Genomic DNA, 15,055 nt, shown 5'->3' on the forward strand with positions numbered 1-15,055 from the left:
GAATTTCACAGGATGGACCACAATGGACACCCCCTCTGCCCCTTCCGAGGCCGCCGGCCGGTGGCGGGCGCTTGCCATTCTGGGCCTGGCGGTGATCGGCGTGCTGTCGACCTGGTTTTCGGCCACGGCCATTGCGCCGGACCTGGAACGCCTCTGGCAGCTGACGCCCGGGCAGAGCGCCTGGCTGACCAACGCGGTCCAGCTGGGGTTCGTTGCGGGCGCAGTGCTGGCCAGCCTGGTGAACCTGCCGGACCTGATCCCGATGACGCGGCTGATCGCGGTGAGCGCGGCCCTGGCGGCGGCGGCAAACCTGGCGCTGCTCTGGGCACCCGATGCGGTGACGGGCATCACGCTGCGGCTGGTCACCGGGATCGCCCTGGCGGGCGTGTATCCCCCTGCCCTCAAGCTGATGTCGACCTGGTTCCTGAAGGGGCGCGGGCTGGCCCTGGGCATACTCGTGGGTGCGCTGACCCTCGGCTCTTCGATGCCGCACCTGGTGCGGGCGCTGACCGGGGGCGTCAACTGGCAGGTGGTGGTATTGGCCACCTCGGTCGCGGCCATGGCGGGGGCGCTCCTGATCGGTCTGGCGCTGCGCGAGGGGCCCTTCGGCTTTGGCCGGGCGCGGTTTGATCCGCGCCAGACCGTGAGTATCCTGCGTGACCGGCCGGTGATGCTGGCGAACCTGGGCTATTGCGGGCACATGTGGGAGCTCTATGCCATGTGGGCCTGGCTGCTGAGCTTTGCCGGGGCGGCAGAGGCCGCGGGGCTGAGCCCCTTCCCCTTCGGCTCGCCGCCGATGCTGACCTTCCTGGCGGTGGCCGCGGGCGTGCCGGGCTGCCTGCTGGCCGGCTGGATGTCCGACCGTGCCGGACGTTGCGCCACGACGATCATGATGATGGCCCTTTCGGGCAGCTGTGCGGTGCTGATCGGCTTTGCCTTTGACGGGCCGGGATGGCTGCTGTCGGTGATCGCGCTGACCTGGGGCTTTGCCATCGTGGGGGACAGCGCACAGTTCTCGGCTGCGGTCACGGAGCTGTCTCCACCCGAGCTGACCGGAACGGCGCTGACCCTGCAGATGGGCGTGGGCTTTGCCCTGACGACCCTGGCCATCCGCAGCCTGCCGGCCGTGGCGGGGGCGCTGGGGTCGTGGCAATGGGTCTTCCTGGCCCTGGTACCGGGACCAGTGATCGGCGTGATCGCCATGGCCGCACTGCGCGCGCATCCGGAAGCGGTGCGTCTGGCCCACGGGCGTCGCTAGGCGCCTCCGGCGGGAGTGTTTCCGGAAAGGTGAAGGGGCGGCCCCGGGGCGCGGGACCGCAGGGATCAATTGACCCGGTTCGGCACATCCTCGCCCGCGAAATAGGCACGCAGGTTCTCGACCGCCATGGCGCCCATGTTTTCGCGCACATCCAGGGTGGCGGTGCCGAGATGGGGCAGCAGAACGGCGTTTTCCATGCCTATGAGTGCCGGCGGAACGCTTGGCTCGTGTTCATAGACATCAAGGCCCACGGCACCGATCTTGCCCGCCTTCAGCGCCGAGATCAGGGCCGTCTCGTTGACGATGTCGCCACGGGCGATGTTGACCAGCACGCCGTGCTTCTGCATCGCCTCGAAGACGGAGGCCCCGACGAGGTGGTGGGTTTCGGCGCTCGACGGGGTGGCGATGACGATGATGTCGGCCCATTCCGCCAGGCCTTCCATGGTGTCATGGCGACGGGCCGGGAACGGCAGCTCCTTGGCGGAGCGGTTGAAATAGCCGACCTCCATGTCGAAGCCGTAATGACAGCGCTTGGCCACCGCCTGGCCGATGCGGCCCATGCCGATGATACCGAGCTTGCGTCCGGTGACATGCAGGCCGAGGAGCTGCGTCGGGTGCCAGCCCTCCCACTTGCCGGACCGGACCACGCGTTCGGCTTCGCCGGCGCGCCGGCAGGCCATCATGATCAGCGTCATTGCCACGTCGGCGGTGGCGTCGGTGACGGCGCCCGGCGTGTTGGACACGGTGACCCCGTGATTACGGCAGGCCTCGATGTCGATGTGGTTGTAGCCGACCCCGAAGTTGGCAAGCATCTTGCAGCGCGGGCGGCCGAAGTCCTGCATGACCTCGGCCGTCATGTTGTCGCCCAGGGTGACCATCATGCCGTCGAAGACCGCCAGGCCGGAGCGCAGCTCGGCCGGGGACATCGGGCGGGTGCTCTGCCGGACCTCGACCTCGAAATGCTGTTCGGCCGCTGCGATCGTGGCCGGCGGCATGGGGCGGGAGAGCAGGATCCGTTTCAATGCATCCGCTCCCCGGGCGCAACATCCTGATCGGGGGTCACGAGCACGACGCCGCCCTCTGCATCGGCCACGCCGAGGGTCAGGACCTCGGACATGAAGGGGCCGATCTGACGTGGGGGAAAATTGACCACGGCCATGACCATCTTGCCCACAAGGGTCTCTGGCGAGTAATGCGCGGTGATCTGGGCCGAGGTCTTCTTCTCGCCGATCTCGGGGCCGAAATCGATCCAGAGCTTGATCGCGGGCTTGCGCGCCTCGGGGAAGGGCTCGGCCCGGACCACGCGGCCGGCGCGGATGTCGACCGCAAGGAATTCGTCGAAGGTGATCTGATCAGCCATTGGCAAGCTCCCGCGCCCGATCGGTTGCGGCCTTTACCGCCTTTTGCAGCAGCGGCGGGAAACCATCGCCCTCGTTCATCAGCACCTCAAGCGCGGCCTGCGTGGTGCCATTGGGGCTGGTGACGTTGATCCGCAGCTGAGCGGGATCTTCGCCGGCCTCCTCGGCGAGGGCCCCTGCCCCGGCGACGGTCGCCTTGGCAAGCTGCATCGCCAGATCGGGTGCCAGGCCCTGAGCCTCGCCGGCAGCGGCAAGCGTCTCGATCAGGTGGAAGACATAGGCGGGGCCGGACCCCGACACGCCGGTGACGGCGTTGATCTGGTCCTCTTCCTCCAGCCGGACGACCTGACCGACCGCGGAGAGCAGCTCCTCGGCCATGACCAGCGCCTCTTCGCCCACGTGATCATTGCCGATGATCGCCGTGATGCCGCGGCCCACGGCCGCCGGCGTGTTGGGCATGGCCCGGATCACAGGGCTGGCCTCGCCGAAGGCTGCCTCGAAGGCCGAAATCGGTGTACCGGCGGCGATGGAGAGAAAGACCGTATCGCCGCCGCCCAGGGCCTGCAGCCCCGGCAGGGCGTCGCCCATCATCTGCGGCTTGACCGCGATCAGCGCAACTGCGGGCTTTTCCGGCAGGCCGGCGTTCAGGTGAACGCCGGTGCCCCGGAGCCACTCGGACGGCTTCGGATCAAGGACCCAGACCGAGCTTGGCGGCAGACCGCCCTTGAGCCAGCCAGCCAGCATCGCGCTGCCCATCTTGCCGCATCCCAGCAGGACGAGGCCGTTCTCGGCCACTTTCTCCAAAGCCATGGTACCCCCTTTGCATTCGCTTCGGGGGCAAGTGTTACGCGCGGCCGTAGGCCTCTGCAATGGCGACTTCCAGCGCGTCCTTCGGGGCCCGGTTGCCCCAGACGTTGAGCTGGAAGGCCGGGTAGTAACGCTCGGCCGAGAGCACCGCCGCGGTGACCATGGTGCTGATCTGTTCCGGCGTCGCAATCTGTTCGCCCGAGAGCACGAGACCGTAGCGGTAGACCATCAGCTTCTGGTCGGCCCAATAGGTGAAGGACCCCGCCCAGCACTGGTCATTGACCAGGTTGAGCAGCTCGTAGAGGCCCGGCAGGGTTTCCGCCGGCGGCTCCATGTCGAAGGTGCATACCATGCGCAGGGTCTCGTCGTAGCCAGACCATGCGAGAGTGATGGAATAGGTGCGCCATTGGCCTTCCACGGCCATTGCGATCTGGTCTTCGGCGATACGGTCGAAGTCCCATTCGTGGTGTTCCGCGAGGGTTTCCACGATGTCGATCGGGTGCAGTTCTTCGGAAATGAAGGTCTCAGACAATGCCATGGCGCCACCTCATTTGTGTCATAGCGCGCGGGGTTGGCAGCACCCCAAGCGCTAGGTGCCTGCTCTAGAAACGGGGCGATTTCCCACGTTTCATACGAAATATGGTGCTGCGCGACCGTCACCCTGTAAAGCCAAAACTTGGGGATAAAGACGATTTGTTGTGGATAGACCGTGCGGACCCACGAAATCTCGCCCCTTTTTGGGGCGAAACCGGACATAAGTTAACAAGAAAGACGGTGATTTCGGGCGATTTCCTTGCCGAACGGCCAAATTCGCGCAACACAGACGGGTTTCGGCGGCACAGCCACGGAAAAAGGGCGGCCCTGCGGCCGCCCTTCTCCATAACTCGTCCATATCTGGTATGCCCGGCCGCTATTGCCCGAAGGACATCGGCAGATCGAAGCTGCGCTGCGACTCGTTCAGGCCACTAGGTGCGGGCGGCAGGCGGCCGGCGCTGTTGATCGCGGCAACCGCGGCCTGGTCGAAGGCCTGCACCCCAGAGCTGCGCAGGATCGAGGCGCCCAGCAGACGACCATCTGCCGAGACCGTTACCCGCACGAGCACGGTCCCGACCTGCCCACGAGCACTGTTGGGAAAGCGCTTGCGACGTTCGATGCGCGCCCGGATGCGCCCGCCCCAGACAGAGGCCAGCTTGGCCTGTTGTCCGGACGTGGCTGCGCGTTCCGAGGCACTGCCCGAATTGCCCGCCTGCGAGGACCCGCCGGAGCCGGCCGCCGTCTGGGTTGCCCCACCGGCGCCGCCGGCGCGCGCCTGCTGGGTCCGAGGCTCGGGTCGCGGTGTCGGTTCGGGTTCCGGCGCACGTTCGACTTCCTGCGGCCGAGCCAGCGGGCGCTTGGAGACCGCAGGCGTGGTGGTATCGGGCTGCTCCTCGGCGGGCTCGACCTCGGCCACCTCCTCGGGGATGTCTTCCGGCTGCACCTCTGGTTCGGGCTGATCCTCGACGACCTCGGGCTCGGGCTCCGGGTCACGCTCGGCCTCGGGTTCCGGCGGCGGCGGCACGTCCATCTCGATCTTCGGCAGCGACGCGGTGTCGGGCATGGCATCCGGGAGGTCCATGCTTGGGAAGGCCGGCGGCGGCGCGCTGACCCGCGGGGTGACCGGAACCTCGGGAGCCACCTCGGTCAGGCGGGCTTCCTGCAGCTCGGGCGGCTGTGTCTCGGTCACTGCCTCGGGCGGCGTCTCCCACTGCTCGATCATCTCGACGGTACCGGGAGGGGCGCCCTTCATGGTGACGAGGGCCTCGCCCCCTGCCCCGCCGGCATCGGCCCCCTCCTGCGATTGCACGCGCATGGCAATCATCAGGTGCAGCCCGACCGCGAGACCGACAAAGACGGCGGCTTCTGCTATGCGCTTCATTGGGCAGCCACCACCAGGGCGACATCGCTCAGGCCGGCTGCCGTCAGCTCGCGAAGGGTCCGGGCCACGGCGGCGGCCTCGGTCTTGCCATCTGCGCGCAATTGCGGGATGCCCTCGCGGCCCTGGTTCTCGGCCACGAAGGCGGCCACGGCGGCGTCGCCGCGCAATTCCTGGAAGCCGGCCTCGCCCCCGGTGGAAAGATAGAGCACGGCGGTGTCATCCGCATCGGCGCCCTTTTCAGCGGTCGGCGGTTCGACCGCGAAGGGCTCGGGTGGGGTCAGGCGCGAGGTCATCAGGAAGAAGATCAGCAGCAGGAACACCACGTTGATCATCGGCACGATGGATTCCGCGCGCGGGCGGCGCGGCGGGTCGGAAAACTGCATCGCCATGGCTCACTCCACCAGCACGAGGTTGGTGTAGCCCGCGTTGCGCAGGGCCGTGGCCACATCCACGACACGCTGCAGGTCGGCGCCGTCGGCGCCGCGCAGGATGATCGTGTCGCCCGGAGCCGAGGTCAGCGCAGCGATCCGCTCGGCCAGGTCCTCTTGCGTCAGCGGCGCACCGTTCAGGCGCAGGCCCCCGGGCAGGATGTCGACCAGGCGCGGCGGCCCTTCATAGCCCGAGCCACCGGAGGCCAGCGGCAGGGGCAGCACGTTGTCGACGCCAAAGCGGGACGCCAGCATGAAGAAGACCAGCAGCAGGAAGACCACGTCGATCATCGGCGTCAGGCTGGGCTTGCGCCGCTTGCGCGGGGTATCGAGGGTGAAACTCATGACGGGTCGCTTCGACGAGATGCGAATTCAGTGCGGTACATGTGCTGGACGCCGTTTACTGGGCGGCCAGCTTGGACACGTTGTCGGTCGCGGCCAGGCCCTCTCCGGGCAGATCCGCAACAAAGATGCGGGCCGAGAGATCCTCTAGGTCCTGGCGCAGCTTGTCGAGGACGGCTTCGAACCAGGTCAGCGCGGCAGAGGCCGGGATGGCGACGGCCATGCCTGCGGCGGTGGTCAGCAGGGCCTCCCAGATACCGCCAGCGAGAAGCGCGGGATCGGCCCGCGAGCCGGCCTCCTGCAGGGCCTGGAAGGCCGCGATCATGCCCATGACCGTCCCGAGAAGACCAAGCAGCGGCGCGATGGTCGAGATCAGTTCGAGCGCACGCAGCGCCGAGCCCTGCTGACCCAGGATGCGACGGGCAACGCGGGTGGTTTCTTCGCGCGCCGGTTCCTCAGCAAGCGTCATGCGCGACCGCATCGCCGCATGGACCAGCTGCGAGCGCACGCCCTTGCGCCCCTGAACCATGGCGATGGCGACACCGGCCTCGCCCTGCTCCCAGGCCTCGACGGCCTTGCGGGAGGTGCGGCGGGACCAGGCCCCTGCAAGCACGAGACGCCAGATCTTCCACAGGATCAGCGCGACGGTCACCACGGACAGGGCCGCGATCGCCCAGATGGCCGGGCCACCGTTGACGAGGAATTCCGCGGAGCGGTCGTAGGCATCGCCGACCATGTCACCGACGGTGGCCGGTTCGGGCGGCAGCGCTTCTACGGGTGCAGCGGTCACGGCACCGGTTGCTTCGGCGGTGGCTGCTTCGTTGCCGGTTGCTGTGGTGGCAGCCGTTTCAGTAGCCGTCGCATCCTGCGCGGTCGTATCCTGCGCGGTCGTATCGCCCGCCGAACTGGCCTCCGTAGCGGCCGCATCAGGGACGGTGGAGGTGGGTTGCTCCGGTACCGTGGTGGTGGCAGGCGCGGAGGACGTCGTGTCGGAGACAACGGGCGCGGAGTTATCGGCCACGGCACCGGGCATGGCAGGTTGGGTCACTTCGGTATCGACAATCGGGCCGCTGGCGACGCTGCCCTGCCCTGTCGCGTCCGTTGCCGGATCCGCGGCCTGGGCCCAGACAGGCCCTGCTGCCAGAAGGAGGAGTGTCCCCGCGATTGCCAGAGGCTGCCTTGCCATGTCGTTCTCCTTGTGCGCGGCAGGGTCGACTGTTGCCCCTGCCTGATGGCCTGTCGCCGCACCGGCAGACGACAGGCCGAAATTGTCCCGGCGGAGAGATCATCGCCACGTGCCGGCCCCGACTGAGAGGGGCGTTTCAGCGCATGCTGCTCCGCAATGCTGGCGGGCCATGAAAAGACTGAGGGAAACCACATGACCACGGCTGGCGTTGCGGTGGGGGTAAGATAACCGAGTATAACAGTCAACTATAAACCCGACCCGAAGAGGGCCCTTCGGCGCATTCCCCTTACACGAGCACGTAGGGACGCCCGTTGATGTGGGAAATCTCGGCATCCGTACCGAAGACGTCGCGCAGCAAGTCATTGGAAACGACGGCTTCCGGCGCACCTTCGGCCGCGATTCGCCCATCGTGAAGAGCGACGATACGGTCGGCAAAGGCGGCGGCATAGTTGATGTCGTGCAGAACGATGACGATCGTTTTGCCGTCCTTGTCCGCCATGTCGCGCAGAAGCCGCATCAGCGACCGGGCGCCGGCGATATCGAGGTTGTTCAGCGGCTCGTCGAGGAGCAGGTAATCGGTGTCCTGGGCAAAGGCCATGGCCACGAAAGCGCGCTGCCGTTGGCCGCCCGAGATCTCGTCGAGGAACCGATCGGCCAGGGAGAGCAGCTCGAAGCGTTCGAGCGCGGCTTCGACCAGGGCGGCATCCTCGGGGCCAGGGCGCCCGCGATGCCACGGATAACGGCCGAAACTGACCAGTTCGCGCACCCGCAGGCGGGCCGAGACCTGGTTTGTCTGGGCCATGATGGCGAGGACCTTGGCCAGGTCGCGATCGGAGCAGGCACCGATCTGCAGGGTATCGACGGAGATCCGCCCCTGTTTCAGCGGCGTCAGCCGCGCGATCAGCGACAGGAGGGTCGACTTGCCGGCGCCGTTGGGGCCGATCAGGGCCGTGATGCCGCCCCGGGGCAGGTCGACGGTGACATCGTGAAGGATCTGGTGATGCCCGATGGAATGGCTGACACCTTCGATGCGGATCATGCGCGTTTCCTTTTGACGAGGAGGACCAGAAAGAGCACGCCGCCGACCAGTTCGATCACGACCGACAGCGGCGTGGTGAGGTGAAAGATCCGTTCCATGATCGTCTGCCCGGCCACCAGGATGATGGCGCCGGTCAGGGCAGCCGACGGAATGAGGATTGCGTGGCGTTCGCCGGGGGTGATCACATGGGCCAGCGCGGTGACGATCAGCCCGAAGAAGCTGGCCCCGCCCGCCACGCCCGAGCCCGACATCGGCCCGACCAGCGCGGTGCCAGCCGCCACGAGAACACAGATCAGGATCAGGGCCTGGGCCTGGCCGCGCTTCGGGTTCTCGCCAAGGCCCGTTGCAGGCACCGGCCCGAGCCCCAGCACGTCGAGCCGGTGGCGCATGAGCCAGCCCAGCCAGAGCGCGGGGATCACCACGAGCGTCGTCAGGCCAAGGAGCACCGGCTCGACCTGGGTAAAGCGGGCAAATGACACCGCCTGGACGATCTGGAATTCCGCCGGATCGATCATCCGCTGCAGGAAGCCGGTAATGGAGCGCAGCAGCACGCCGAGGATCAGCCCCGTCAGCACCAGCCGCATCATGTCGCCGTGCGCGGCACGCTGCAGAAGGCCGAAGAGCAGCAACCCCAGCAGCGTCATGCCGCCGACGTTCAGCGCAAAAAGCAGCCAGGCCGGCAACATGGCGTAACCTGCGCCGCCGAGCGTGTGCACCAGAACGGTCAGGACCAGCACGTAGAGCGCGTCGAACCCCATGATCGAGGGCGTGAGGATGCGGTTGGCTGTGATCGTCTGAAACAGCACAGTCGCCACCGACAGGCTGACGCCCACCACCAGCATCGCGGCCAGTTTGGTGGCCCGGTAAGGCAGCAGGAAGCCCCAGGCCGAGGGGGCGGCGCCGTAGAACATGTAGATCGCCGCAGAGACGAGCAGCACCGCCGAAAGTATCACGAAGCGCCTAGTCATGACGCGGCTCGCTGTAGAGAAGCACGAGGAAGATCACCGCCCCGACAACGCCCACGATGCTGGAGACGGGGATCTCGAACGGCGCGCGCAGAACCCGCCCGAGGATGTCGCAGAAGAGCACGAGAGCCGCACCGCCGAGGGCCGCGACAGGAATGGCGCGACGCAGGTTGTCGCCCATGCGGCGGGCCACGATGTTGGGCACCACGAGGCCGACGAAGGGGATCGCTCCCAGCGTGACGACGACCATGGCGGTGGTCAGAGACAGCGCGACAAGGCCCGCCGCCATGATCACCTTGACGTTGACACCGAGGCCACGCGCCGCGTTGTCACCAAGGCTGAGCAGCGTGATCCGATCGGCGATGAACCAGGTGACACCGGCGGCGATGGCCGCCACCCAGAGCAATTCGTAGCGCCCCTGAAGCACACCGGAGAGTTCGCCTGTCAGCCAGGCCCCGACAAATTGCATCATGTCGCCCTGATAGGCAAAGAAGGCGACGAAGGCCCCGATCACGCCGCCGTAAACCAGCGCGACCAGCGGCACGAGTAGCGGTTGAGTGGGCGGCAGTGGGCGGATCAGCAGCAGCAGCCCGATGCTGCCCAGCAGTGTGGTAGCCGCGGCAATGCCCATCTTGGCCCAGATCGCGGTGGCGGGAAACAGCGCCGAGGCAATCAGGATGCCCAGAGCGGCGCTCTGCCCTGCCCCGGCGGTCATCGGCTCGACGAAGCGGTTCCGGGCGAGGATCTGCATGATCTGGCCAGACACGGCAAGCGCGCCGCCTGCGAGCAGCGCCGCAAGGGTCCGCGGCAGACGGCTGACCAGAAGCAACTGCTGGCCCTGGGGATCGGTCAGGAACCCGGACAGCGACACCGGCACGGCGCCCACGAAGAGCGACAGAACAGCCAGAGCCGCCAGCAACAAGAGGGCCAGCGTCCAGCGGAAAGGTGTCAGGAGCCCGTCTCCGAGAGTTTCGTGGTGATTTCGTCGAGGGTGACCAGCAGCGACTGGATGCCGCCCATGCCCACGTAGGCCTCGGGGGTCGAGAGGTAGACCACGCGACCGTCTTTCCAGGCCTCGGTGCCCTGGACCAGCGCGTTGTCCAATGTAGCCTCGGCGTTCTGGGCGCCCTCGCCCACCATGGTGCCGCGGTCGATGACCAGCAGCGTGTCGGGGTTGGCCTGGGCGACGTATTCGAAGGAGACCGGCTCGCCGTGATCGGAGGTCTGGATCCCCCCGACAGCCTCGGGCCAGTTCAGCTCGGAGTGCATCCAGCCGAAGCGGCTGCCCGCGCCGAAGGCCGAGATCTTGGGCCCGTTGGTCATGAGGATCATCGCCCGGCCGCCATTGTCGGCCACCGCCGCGCGGGCCTTCTCGAGGCTGTCGGTCAGCTGGGCTTCCAGTTCTGCGGCCTTGTCCTCGCGGTCGAAGAGCAGGCCATAGGCCTCGAGGCGGGCATAGCCGTCGGCGATCGCGTCGTCGCTGATCGACATGTCGGCCACCGGGGCGATGCGCGACAGCATGTCGGCCTGGGCCACGGCCCGGCCGCCGACGATGATCAGGTCGGGATGCATCATGGCAAGCTTCTCGAAATCCGCCTCGAAGAGGGTCCCTACCGTCTCCGACGCCTCGACCTGGCTGTTCAGTCGATCCACATAGAGGGGACGCACGATGCCATCGGGGGTCACGCCCAGGGCCGCGAGAGTGTCCACCGCTGCGACGTCCAGCACCGCAACGCTTTTGGGCTTTTCATCAAGCGTCATCGGGCCTGTCGCCGTCTGGAAGGTGACGGGATCAGCCAGAACGGCACCGGCCGACAGGGTCAGGGCGGCGGCAGCACAGATGGCTTTCAGAGGCGCGGGAAGCATGGGCATGGCTCTCTCCGATGGCGTGCAGATTGCATGCACTCGGGGCTATCCCGTTGCCCAAGGGGGGTCAAGACAATACCCTACAAAAAGAATCAGAGACTGGAGAGCCACTTGCCAACCGCCAGCGCGAGCTTTGAAACCGAGCACGGATCGAAATACCTGCAGCAATTGTGCAAGCACTTTGCCCACAAGGTACAGGTCGAATATGACGCCACGCGGGGCAAGGCCGCCATGCCCGCCGGCCCTGCGACACTTCGCGCAGACGAGAATGGGCTTCACGTTACCGTGACCGGGCAGGATTCCGAAGGGCTGACGCGGGCGAAACACGCCATCGACTCGCACCTCGTGACCTTCGCCTTCCGCGAGAATTTCACCGAAATGGCCTGGGTAGACGATCCGGTGGCATGACCTCGCGACAGGCGTCGCCCGCGCTTGCGCTCACTCGCTCCGGGTGACCACGTGATCCTGGTAAACCCCTGCGAGGGCATGGAAGAGACCGCTCGTGTTGCTCACCCCGAACTTCTTCAGGAGCTTCGCCCGATAGACTTCGACCGTGCGGTGAGAGATGTCGAGACGCAGGGCGATTTCCTTGCTGGTGAGCCCGTCGGAGAGGAAGGAAACGATCTCCCGCTCGCGGCGTGTCATGGGCACGTAGGGCCGCGTTTTCGACAGGTCGGCAAAGCTCCAGACGGCCCTTTGCAGCGGCTGTTCCGGCGTGAAGGAATGCCCCCGCACGCGGCACCAGAAGAGCGTGTCATCGCGCCGTGCCATGATGCGCTCATCCCAGTAAGAATTTGATTCCCTTAAGCTTTCAATGCCCCTGTCACGCACGTTGTCGAACTCGGCCTCGGTCGGATAGAGCTTGGCGAAGAGCTGGTCGCGCAGCTCCTCCCGGGTGTATCCGAACATCTCGGCGAAGGCATAGTTGCAGTCGCGGATGACACGGTTCTCCGTGACCACGAGACCGATGGGCGCGTGGACATAGGCCAGCTCTGCAAAGTCGCCTGCCTCGAAGAGCTCCGCGATACGTAATTCCACGATCTTGCCCGTTCTACCCCGGTGGTGAAGGTTATGACCACAGGGTAGACGACACATTCCATTGCTGCAATGGCACGCCGTCTCCCGGTATAATGGGAGGACATTATGAAACAAGTAACGAGGCTCTTCGGGGCCGCGGTAGCTGCGCTGGCCCTGACCGGCGCCGCAACCGCAGAGGATGCCGATCCGATCAAGATCGCGCTGATCCACGGGCTGTCGGGCTCTGCGCTGGAGGCCTTTTCCAAGCAGACCCAGACCGGCTTCGAGATGGGTATCGAGTATGCGACCGACGGCACCAACATGGTGAACGGTCACCCGATAGAGATCATCACCAAGGACACCCAGTTCAAGCCCGATATCGCCCGTGCCGTGTTGGCCGAGGCCTATGGCGACGACGAGGTGACCCTGGCCGTGGGCGCGACCTCTTCCGGTGTGACCCAGGCAATGCTGCCGATCGCCGAGGAATACGAGAAGCTGCTGATCGTCGAGCCCGCCGTGGCCGATGGCCTGACCGGCCCGGACAGCAACCGCTATGTCTTCAAGACCTCGCGCAATTCCTCGATGGACATGCAGGCCCAGGCGCTGGCCCTGCAACCCGACGAGAACCTCTACGTGGCGACGCTGGCCGAGGACTATGCCTTTGGCCGGGACGGCATCGAGGCCTTCAAGAGTGCCCTGGAAGGGTCCGGCGCGACCGTGGTGACCGAGGAATACGTGCCCCAGGGCACCGCAGATTTCACCGCGGCCGGCGAACGCATGTTCAACGCTCTGAAGGACAAGGATGGCCGCAAGGTAATCCTGATCTACGTTGCCGGCGGTGGTGACGCCCCCGGCAAGATCCAGGCGATGGATCCGGGCCGCTATGACATCGAGATCTCGATGGGTGGTCACATCCTGCCGGTCCTGCCGACCTACAAGCGGTTCCCCGGCATGGAAGGCTCGGTCTATTACTACTACGAGGCCTACGACAACCCGGTGAACAACTGGCTCGTCGATGAACACATGAAGCGTTTCGAGAGCCCGCCGGACTTCTTCACCGCTGGCGGCATGGCCGCCGCCATGGCCGTGGTAAAGGCGCTGAAGGAAAGCCCCAGCCTCGACACCGAGGACCTGATCGCGACGATGGAAGGCATGTCCTTTGACACGCCCAAGGGCGAAATGACCTTCCGCCCCGAAGATCACCAGGCGCTGCAGTCCATGGTGCACTTCAAGATCCGCGTGGACGACGACGTGGACTGGGCCATCCCCGAGAAGGTCCGGATCATCGAACCGGAAGAGATGGATATCCCCATCGGTCGCAATAACCAGGAGTGACGCCCTCCTGACGGCCGGCCTGCGCGCCTTGCGCGGGCCGGTGCACCCACTGCCCAAACACCCGTGAAATCATGACAAAACCATCCCTCAGCACGCAGGAGCTGACGATCCGTTTTGGTGGCCACGTGGCCGTCAACGCTGTCACCTGCGACTTTCATCCCGGCGAGCTGACGGTGATCGTCGGCCCGAACGGCGCCGGCAAGACGACCTATTTCAACCTGATCTCGGGGCAGTTGACCGCCACCTCCGGCAAGGTCCTGAAGGACGGCACCGACCTGACGACGATGCCCCCCTCGGGGCGGGCCCGGCACGGGATCGGACGCGCCTTTCAGCTGACCAATCTGTTTCCCGACCTGACAGTGCTGGAGAACATCCGGCTGGCCGTTCAGGCCCGCATGGGCAAGGGTTTCGGCATGTTCCGGCCCGTCGGCAGCTATCGCGAGATGACCCGGCAGGCGGAACATTACCTCGAGTTGACCAAGCTCGCCGACAAGGCCCATCAGACGGCCTCCCTCCTGCCCCACGGCGACCAGCGCAAGCTGGAGGTCGCCCTGCTGATGGCGATGGAGCCCGATATCTACATGTTCGATGAACCCACCGCCGGGATGAGCCTCGATCATGCACCGGACGTTCTGGACCTGATCGCTCAGATCAAGCGCGACACCACAAAGACGGTGCTGCTGGTCGAGCACAAGATGGACGTGGTGCGTGCCCTGGCCGACCGGATCATCGTGCTGCACAACGGCGAGCTGCTGGCCGAGGGTGACCCCGCCGAGGTCATGAGCAGCCAGCTGGTGCGCGACGTCTACCTCGGCAAATCGGAGGACGCCGCATGAGCCTGCTCTCGCTCAAGAACATGAAGACCGACATCGGTCATTACCACGTGCTGCACGACGTCAGCATCGAGGTGCCCGAGGGCGGCGTCTTCGTGCTGCTGGGCCGCAACGGCGCCGGCAAGACCACCACCCTGCGCTCGATCATGGGGTTGTGGAAGCCCTCACCCGGCTCGGTCCTGTTCCGCGGGCAGGATATCAGCGGCATGCACACCGCCGACATTGCCCGTCTGGGCATCGCCTTCGTACCTGAAAACATGGGCATTTTTGGCAGCCTGACGGTAGAGGAGAACATGATCCTCGCGAGCCGGGACGGCAGTTTCGACAAGAAGCGGCTGAGCTATATCTACGAGCTGTTCCCGGCGATGGAGAAGTTCTGGGACAAGCCCGCGGGCAGCCTTTCCGGGGGGCAGAAGCAGATGCTCTCTGTGTCCCGCGCGATCATCGAACCACGCGAGATGATCCTGATCGACGAACCCACCAAGGGCCTGGCGCCCTCGATCGTCGACGCCATGGCGGATGCCTTTGCCGAGATCGGCGAGACGACGACCATCATGCTGGTCGAGCAGAATTTCCAGTTTGCAAAGCGACTTGGCCGAGAAATGGCAGTGATCGACGACGGCCGCATCGTGCACGCCGGCTCCATGGCGGATTTCATCGCGGACGCAGAATTGCAGGACCGGCTGCTGAGCCTGTCGGCCTGAGG

The 15,055-nt window shown here is 66.0% G+C and carries 18 protein-coding genes; 5 read left to right on the forward strand and 13 right to left on the reverse strand.

Features of this window, described 5'->3' with window-relative positions; all coding sequences use genetic code 11:
- Positions 1-22: 22 nt before the first annotated feature.
- A complete protein-coding gene (locus tag AC0WR5_RS14750) occupies positions 23-1,258 on the forward strand; it encodes an MFS transporter (RefSeq protein WP_475864214.1) in 1,236 nt (411 codons plus the stop codon).
- Between the two features lie 65 nt (positions 1,259-1,323).
- Here the strand turns inward: AC0WR5_RS14750 and AC0WR5_RS14755 are convergent, their stop codons facing one another.
- The 12 genes from AC0WR5_RS14755 to AC0WR5_RS14810 all read right to left on the reverse strand — a co-directional run bounded on the left by AC0WR5_RS14755 (position 1,324) and on the right by AC0WR5_RS14810 (position 11,170).
- Positions 1,324-2,280, reverse strand: coding sequence for a 2-hydroxyacid dehydrogenase (locus AC0WR5_RS14755; protein ID WP_475864215.1), 957 nt, complete (start codon positions 2,278-2,280; stop codon positions 1,324-1,326).
- Positions 2,277-2,618 (reverse strand): tRNA-binding protein, encoded by a 342-nt coding sequence (locus AC0WR5_RS14760; protein ID WP_475864216.1) that lies wholly within the window; start codon positions 2,616-2,618, stop codon positions 2,277-2,279. The genes AC0WR5_RS14755 and AC0WR5_RS14760 overlap by 4 nt, the downstream gene beginning before the upstream one ends.
- The gene (gene proC, locus AC0WR5_RS14765) at positions 2,611-3,426 is read right to left on the reverse strand and encodes a pyrroline-5-carboxylate reductase (RefSeq protein WP_475864217.1); all 816 of its coding nucleotides are present in this window, start codon (positions 3,424-3,426) and stop codon (positions 2,611-2,613) included. Before proC ends, AC0WR5_RS14760 begins: the two co-directional genes overlap by 8 nt.
- Positions 3,427-3,460: 34 nt before the next feature.
- Complete coding sequence (locus AC0WR5_RS14770; RefSeq protein ID WP_475864219.1) at positions 3,461-3,961, reverse strand: type III secretion system chaperone family protein; 501 nt, start codon at positions 3,959-3,961, stop codon at positions 3,461-3,463.
- A gap of 372 nt (positions 3,962-4,333) precedes the next feature.
- Positions 4,334-5,338, reverse strand: coding sequence for an energy transducer TonB family protein (locus AC0WR5_RS14775; RefSeq protein ID WP_475864220.1), 1,005 nt, complete (start codon positions 5,336-5,338; stop codon positions 4,334-4,336).
- Complete coding sequence (locus AC0WR5_RS14780) at positions 5,335-5,727, reverse strand: ExbD/TolR family protein (protein WP_475864222.1); 393 nt, start codon at positions 5,725-5,727, stop codon at positions 5,335-5,337. The genes AC0WR5_RS14775 and AC0WR5_RS14780 overlap by 4 nt, the downstream gene beginning before the upstream one ends.
- Before the next feature lie 3 nt (positions 5,728-5,730).
- On the reverse strand, positions 5,731-6,111 hold the full coding sequence (locus AC0WR5_RS14785) for an ExbD/TolR family protein (RefSeq protein ID WP_475864224.1): 381 nt from the start codon (positions 6,109-6,111) through the stop codon (positions 5,731-5,733).
- 55 nt (positions 6,112-6,166) lie between these two features.
- The gene (locus tag AC0WR5_RS14790) at positions 6,167-7,294 is read right to left on the reverse strand and encodes a MotA/TolQ/ExbB proton channel family protein (protein WP_475864225.1); all 1,128 of its coding nucleotides are present in this window, start codon (positions 7,292-7,294) and stop codon (positions 6,167-6,169) included.
- Between the two features lie 286 nt (positions 7,295-7,580).
- Positions 7,581-8,333 (reverse strand): iron ABC transporter ATP-binding protein, encoded by a 753-nt coding sequence (locus tag AC0WR5_RS14795; protein WP_475864227.1) that lies wholly within the window; start codon positions 8,331-8,333, stop codon positions 7,581-7,583.
- Positions 8,330-9,301, reverse strand: coding sequence for an iron chelate uptake ABC transporter family permease subunit (locus tag AC0WR5_RS14800; protein ID WP_475864229.1), 972 nt, complete (start codon positions 9,299-9,301; stop codon positions 8,330-8,332). The genes AC0WR5_RS14795 and AC0WR5_RS14800 overlap by 4 nt, the downstream gene beginning before the upstream one ends.
- The gene (locus AC0WR5_RS14805; protein WP_475869035.1) at positions 9,294-10,217 is read right to left on the reverse strand and encodes an ABC transporter permease; all 924 of its coding nucleotides are present in this window, start codon (positions 10,215-10,217) and stop codon (positions 9,294-9,296) included. Before AC0WR5_RS14805 ends, AC0WR5_RS14800 begins: the two co-directional genes overlap by 8 nt.
- A 29-nt stretch (positions 10,218-10,246) precedes the next feature.
- Positions 10,247-11,170: a siderophore ABC transporter substrate-binding protein gene (locus tag AC0WR5_RS14810; protein ID WP_475864231.1), complete on the reverse strand. Its 924-nt coding sequence runs from the start codon at positions 11,168-11,170 to the stop codon at positions 10,247-10,249.
- A gap of 105 nt (positions 11,171-11,275) precedes the next feature.
- On the opposite strand from AC0WR5_RS14810, the gene AC0WR5_RS14815 reads away from it, so the two are divergent.
- Positions 11,276-11,572 carry a DUF2218 domain-containing protein gene (locus AC0WR5_RS14815; RefSeq protein ID WP_475864232.1) on the forward strand — a complete coding sequence of 99 codons (297 nt, stop codon included), beginning with the start codon at positions 11,276-11,278 and terminating at the stop codon, positions 11,570-11,572.
- A gap of 30 nt (positions 11,573-11,602) precedes the next feature.
- Here the strand turns inward: AC0WR5_RS14815 and AC0WR5_RS14820 are convergent, their stop codons facing one another.
- Positions 11,603-12,202 (reverse strand): helix-turn-helix transcriptional regulator, encoded by a 600-nt coding sequence (locus AC0WR5_RS14820; RefSeq protein ID WP_475864233.1) that lies wholly within the window; start codon positions 12,200-12,202, stop codon positions 11,603-11,605.
- Positions 12,203-12,307: 105 nt separating this feature from the next.
- Between AC0WR5_RS14820 and AC0WR5_RS14825 the strand changes: the two genes are divergently transcribed.
- The 3 genes from AC0WR5_RS14825 (at position 12,308) to AC0WR5_RS14835 (ending at position 15,053) form a co-directional block, all read left to right on the forward strand.
- Entirely contained in the window at positions 12,308-13,516 is a 1,209-nt protein-coding gene (locus AC0WR5_RS14825) for a substrate-binding domain-containing protein (protein ID WP_475864235.1), read from the forward strand.
- Positions 13,517-13,587: 71 nt separating this feature from the next.
- Complete coding sequence (locus tag AC0WR5_RS14830; protein ID WP_475864236.1) at positions 13,588-14,352, forward strand: ABC transporter ATP-binding protein; 765 nt, start codon at positions 13,588-13,590, stop codon at positions 14,350-14,352.
- Positions 14,349-15,053 carry an ABC transporter ATP-binding protein gene (locus tag AC0WR5_RS14835; protein ID WP_475864238.1) on the forward strand — a complete coding sequence of 235 codons (705 nt, stop codon included), beginning with the start codon at positions 14,349-14,351 and terminating at the stop codon, positions 15,051-15,053. Before AC0WR5_RS14830 ends, AC0WR5_RS14835 begins: the two co-directional genes overlap by 4 nt.
- Positions 15,054-15,055 lie beyond the last annotated feature (2 nt).

Source organism: Pseudooceanicola sp. DL12, from assembly GCF_056270665.1.

Bases quoted from the DNA above. Each gene is read 5' to 3' on its own strand.
- AC0WR5_RS14810 (WP_475864231.1), bottom strand. From the start codon at position 11,170: ATGCCCATGCTTCCCGCGCCTCTGAAAGCCATCTGTGCTGCCGCCGCC.
- AC0WR5_RS14785 (WP_475864224.1), bottom strand. From the start codon at position 6,111: ATGAGTTTCACCCTCGATACCCCGCGCAAGCGGCGCAAGCCCAGCCTG.
- AC0WR5_RS14830 (WP_475864236.1), top strand. From the start codon at position 13,588: ATGACAAAACCATCCCTCAGCACGCAGGAGCTGACGATCCGTTTTGGT.
- AC0WR5_RS14795 (WP_475864227.1), bottom strand. From the start codon at position 8,333: ATGATCCGCATCGAAGGTGTCAGCCATTCCATCGGGCATCACCAGATC.
- AC0WR5_RS14780 (WP_475864222.1), bottom strand. From the start codon at position 5,727: ATGGCGATGCAGTTTTCCGACCCGCCGCGCCGCCCGCGCGCGGAATCC.
- AC0WR5_RS14825 (WP_475864235.1), top strand. From the start codon at position 12,308: ATGAAACAAGTAACGAGGCTCTTCGGGGCCGCGGTAGCTGCGCTGGCC.
- AC0WR5_RS14835 (WP_475864238.1), top strand. From the start codon at position 14,349: ATGAGCCTGCTCTCGCTCAAGAACATGAAGACCGACATCGGTCATTAC.
- AC0WR5_RS14775 (WP_475864220.1), bottom strand. From the start codon at position 5,338: ATGAAGCGCATAGCAGAAGCCGCCGTCTTTGTCGGTCTCGCGGTCGGG.
- AC0WR5_RS14790 (WP_475864225.1), bottom strand. From the start codon at position 7,294: ATGGCAAGGCAGCCTCTGGCAATCGCGGGGACACTCCTCCTTCTGGCA.
- AC0WR5_RS14750 (WP_475864214.1), top strand. From the start codon at position 23: ATGGACACCCCCTCTGCCCCTTCCGAGGCCGCCGGCCGGTGGCGGGCG.
- AC0WR5_RS14770 (WP_475864219.1), bottom strand. From the start codon at position 3,961: ATGGCATTGTCTGAGACCTTCATTTCCGAAGAACTGCACCCGATCGAC.
- AC0WR5_RS14760 (WP_475864216.1), bottom strand. From the start codon at position 2,618: ATGGCTGATCAGATCACCTTCGACGAATTCCTTGCGGTCGACATCCGC.
- proC (WP_475864217.1), bottom strand. From the start codon at position 3,426: ATGGCTTTGGAGAAAGTGGCCGAGAACGGCCTCGTCCTGCTGGGATGC.
- AC0WR5_RS14800 (WP_475864229.1), bottom strand. From the start codon at position 9,301: ATGACTAGGCGCTTCGTGATACTTTCGGCGGTGCTGCTCGTCTCTGCG.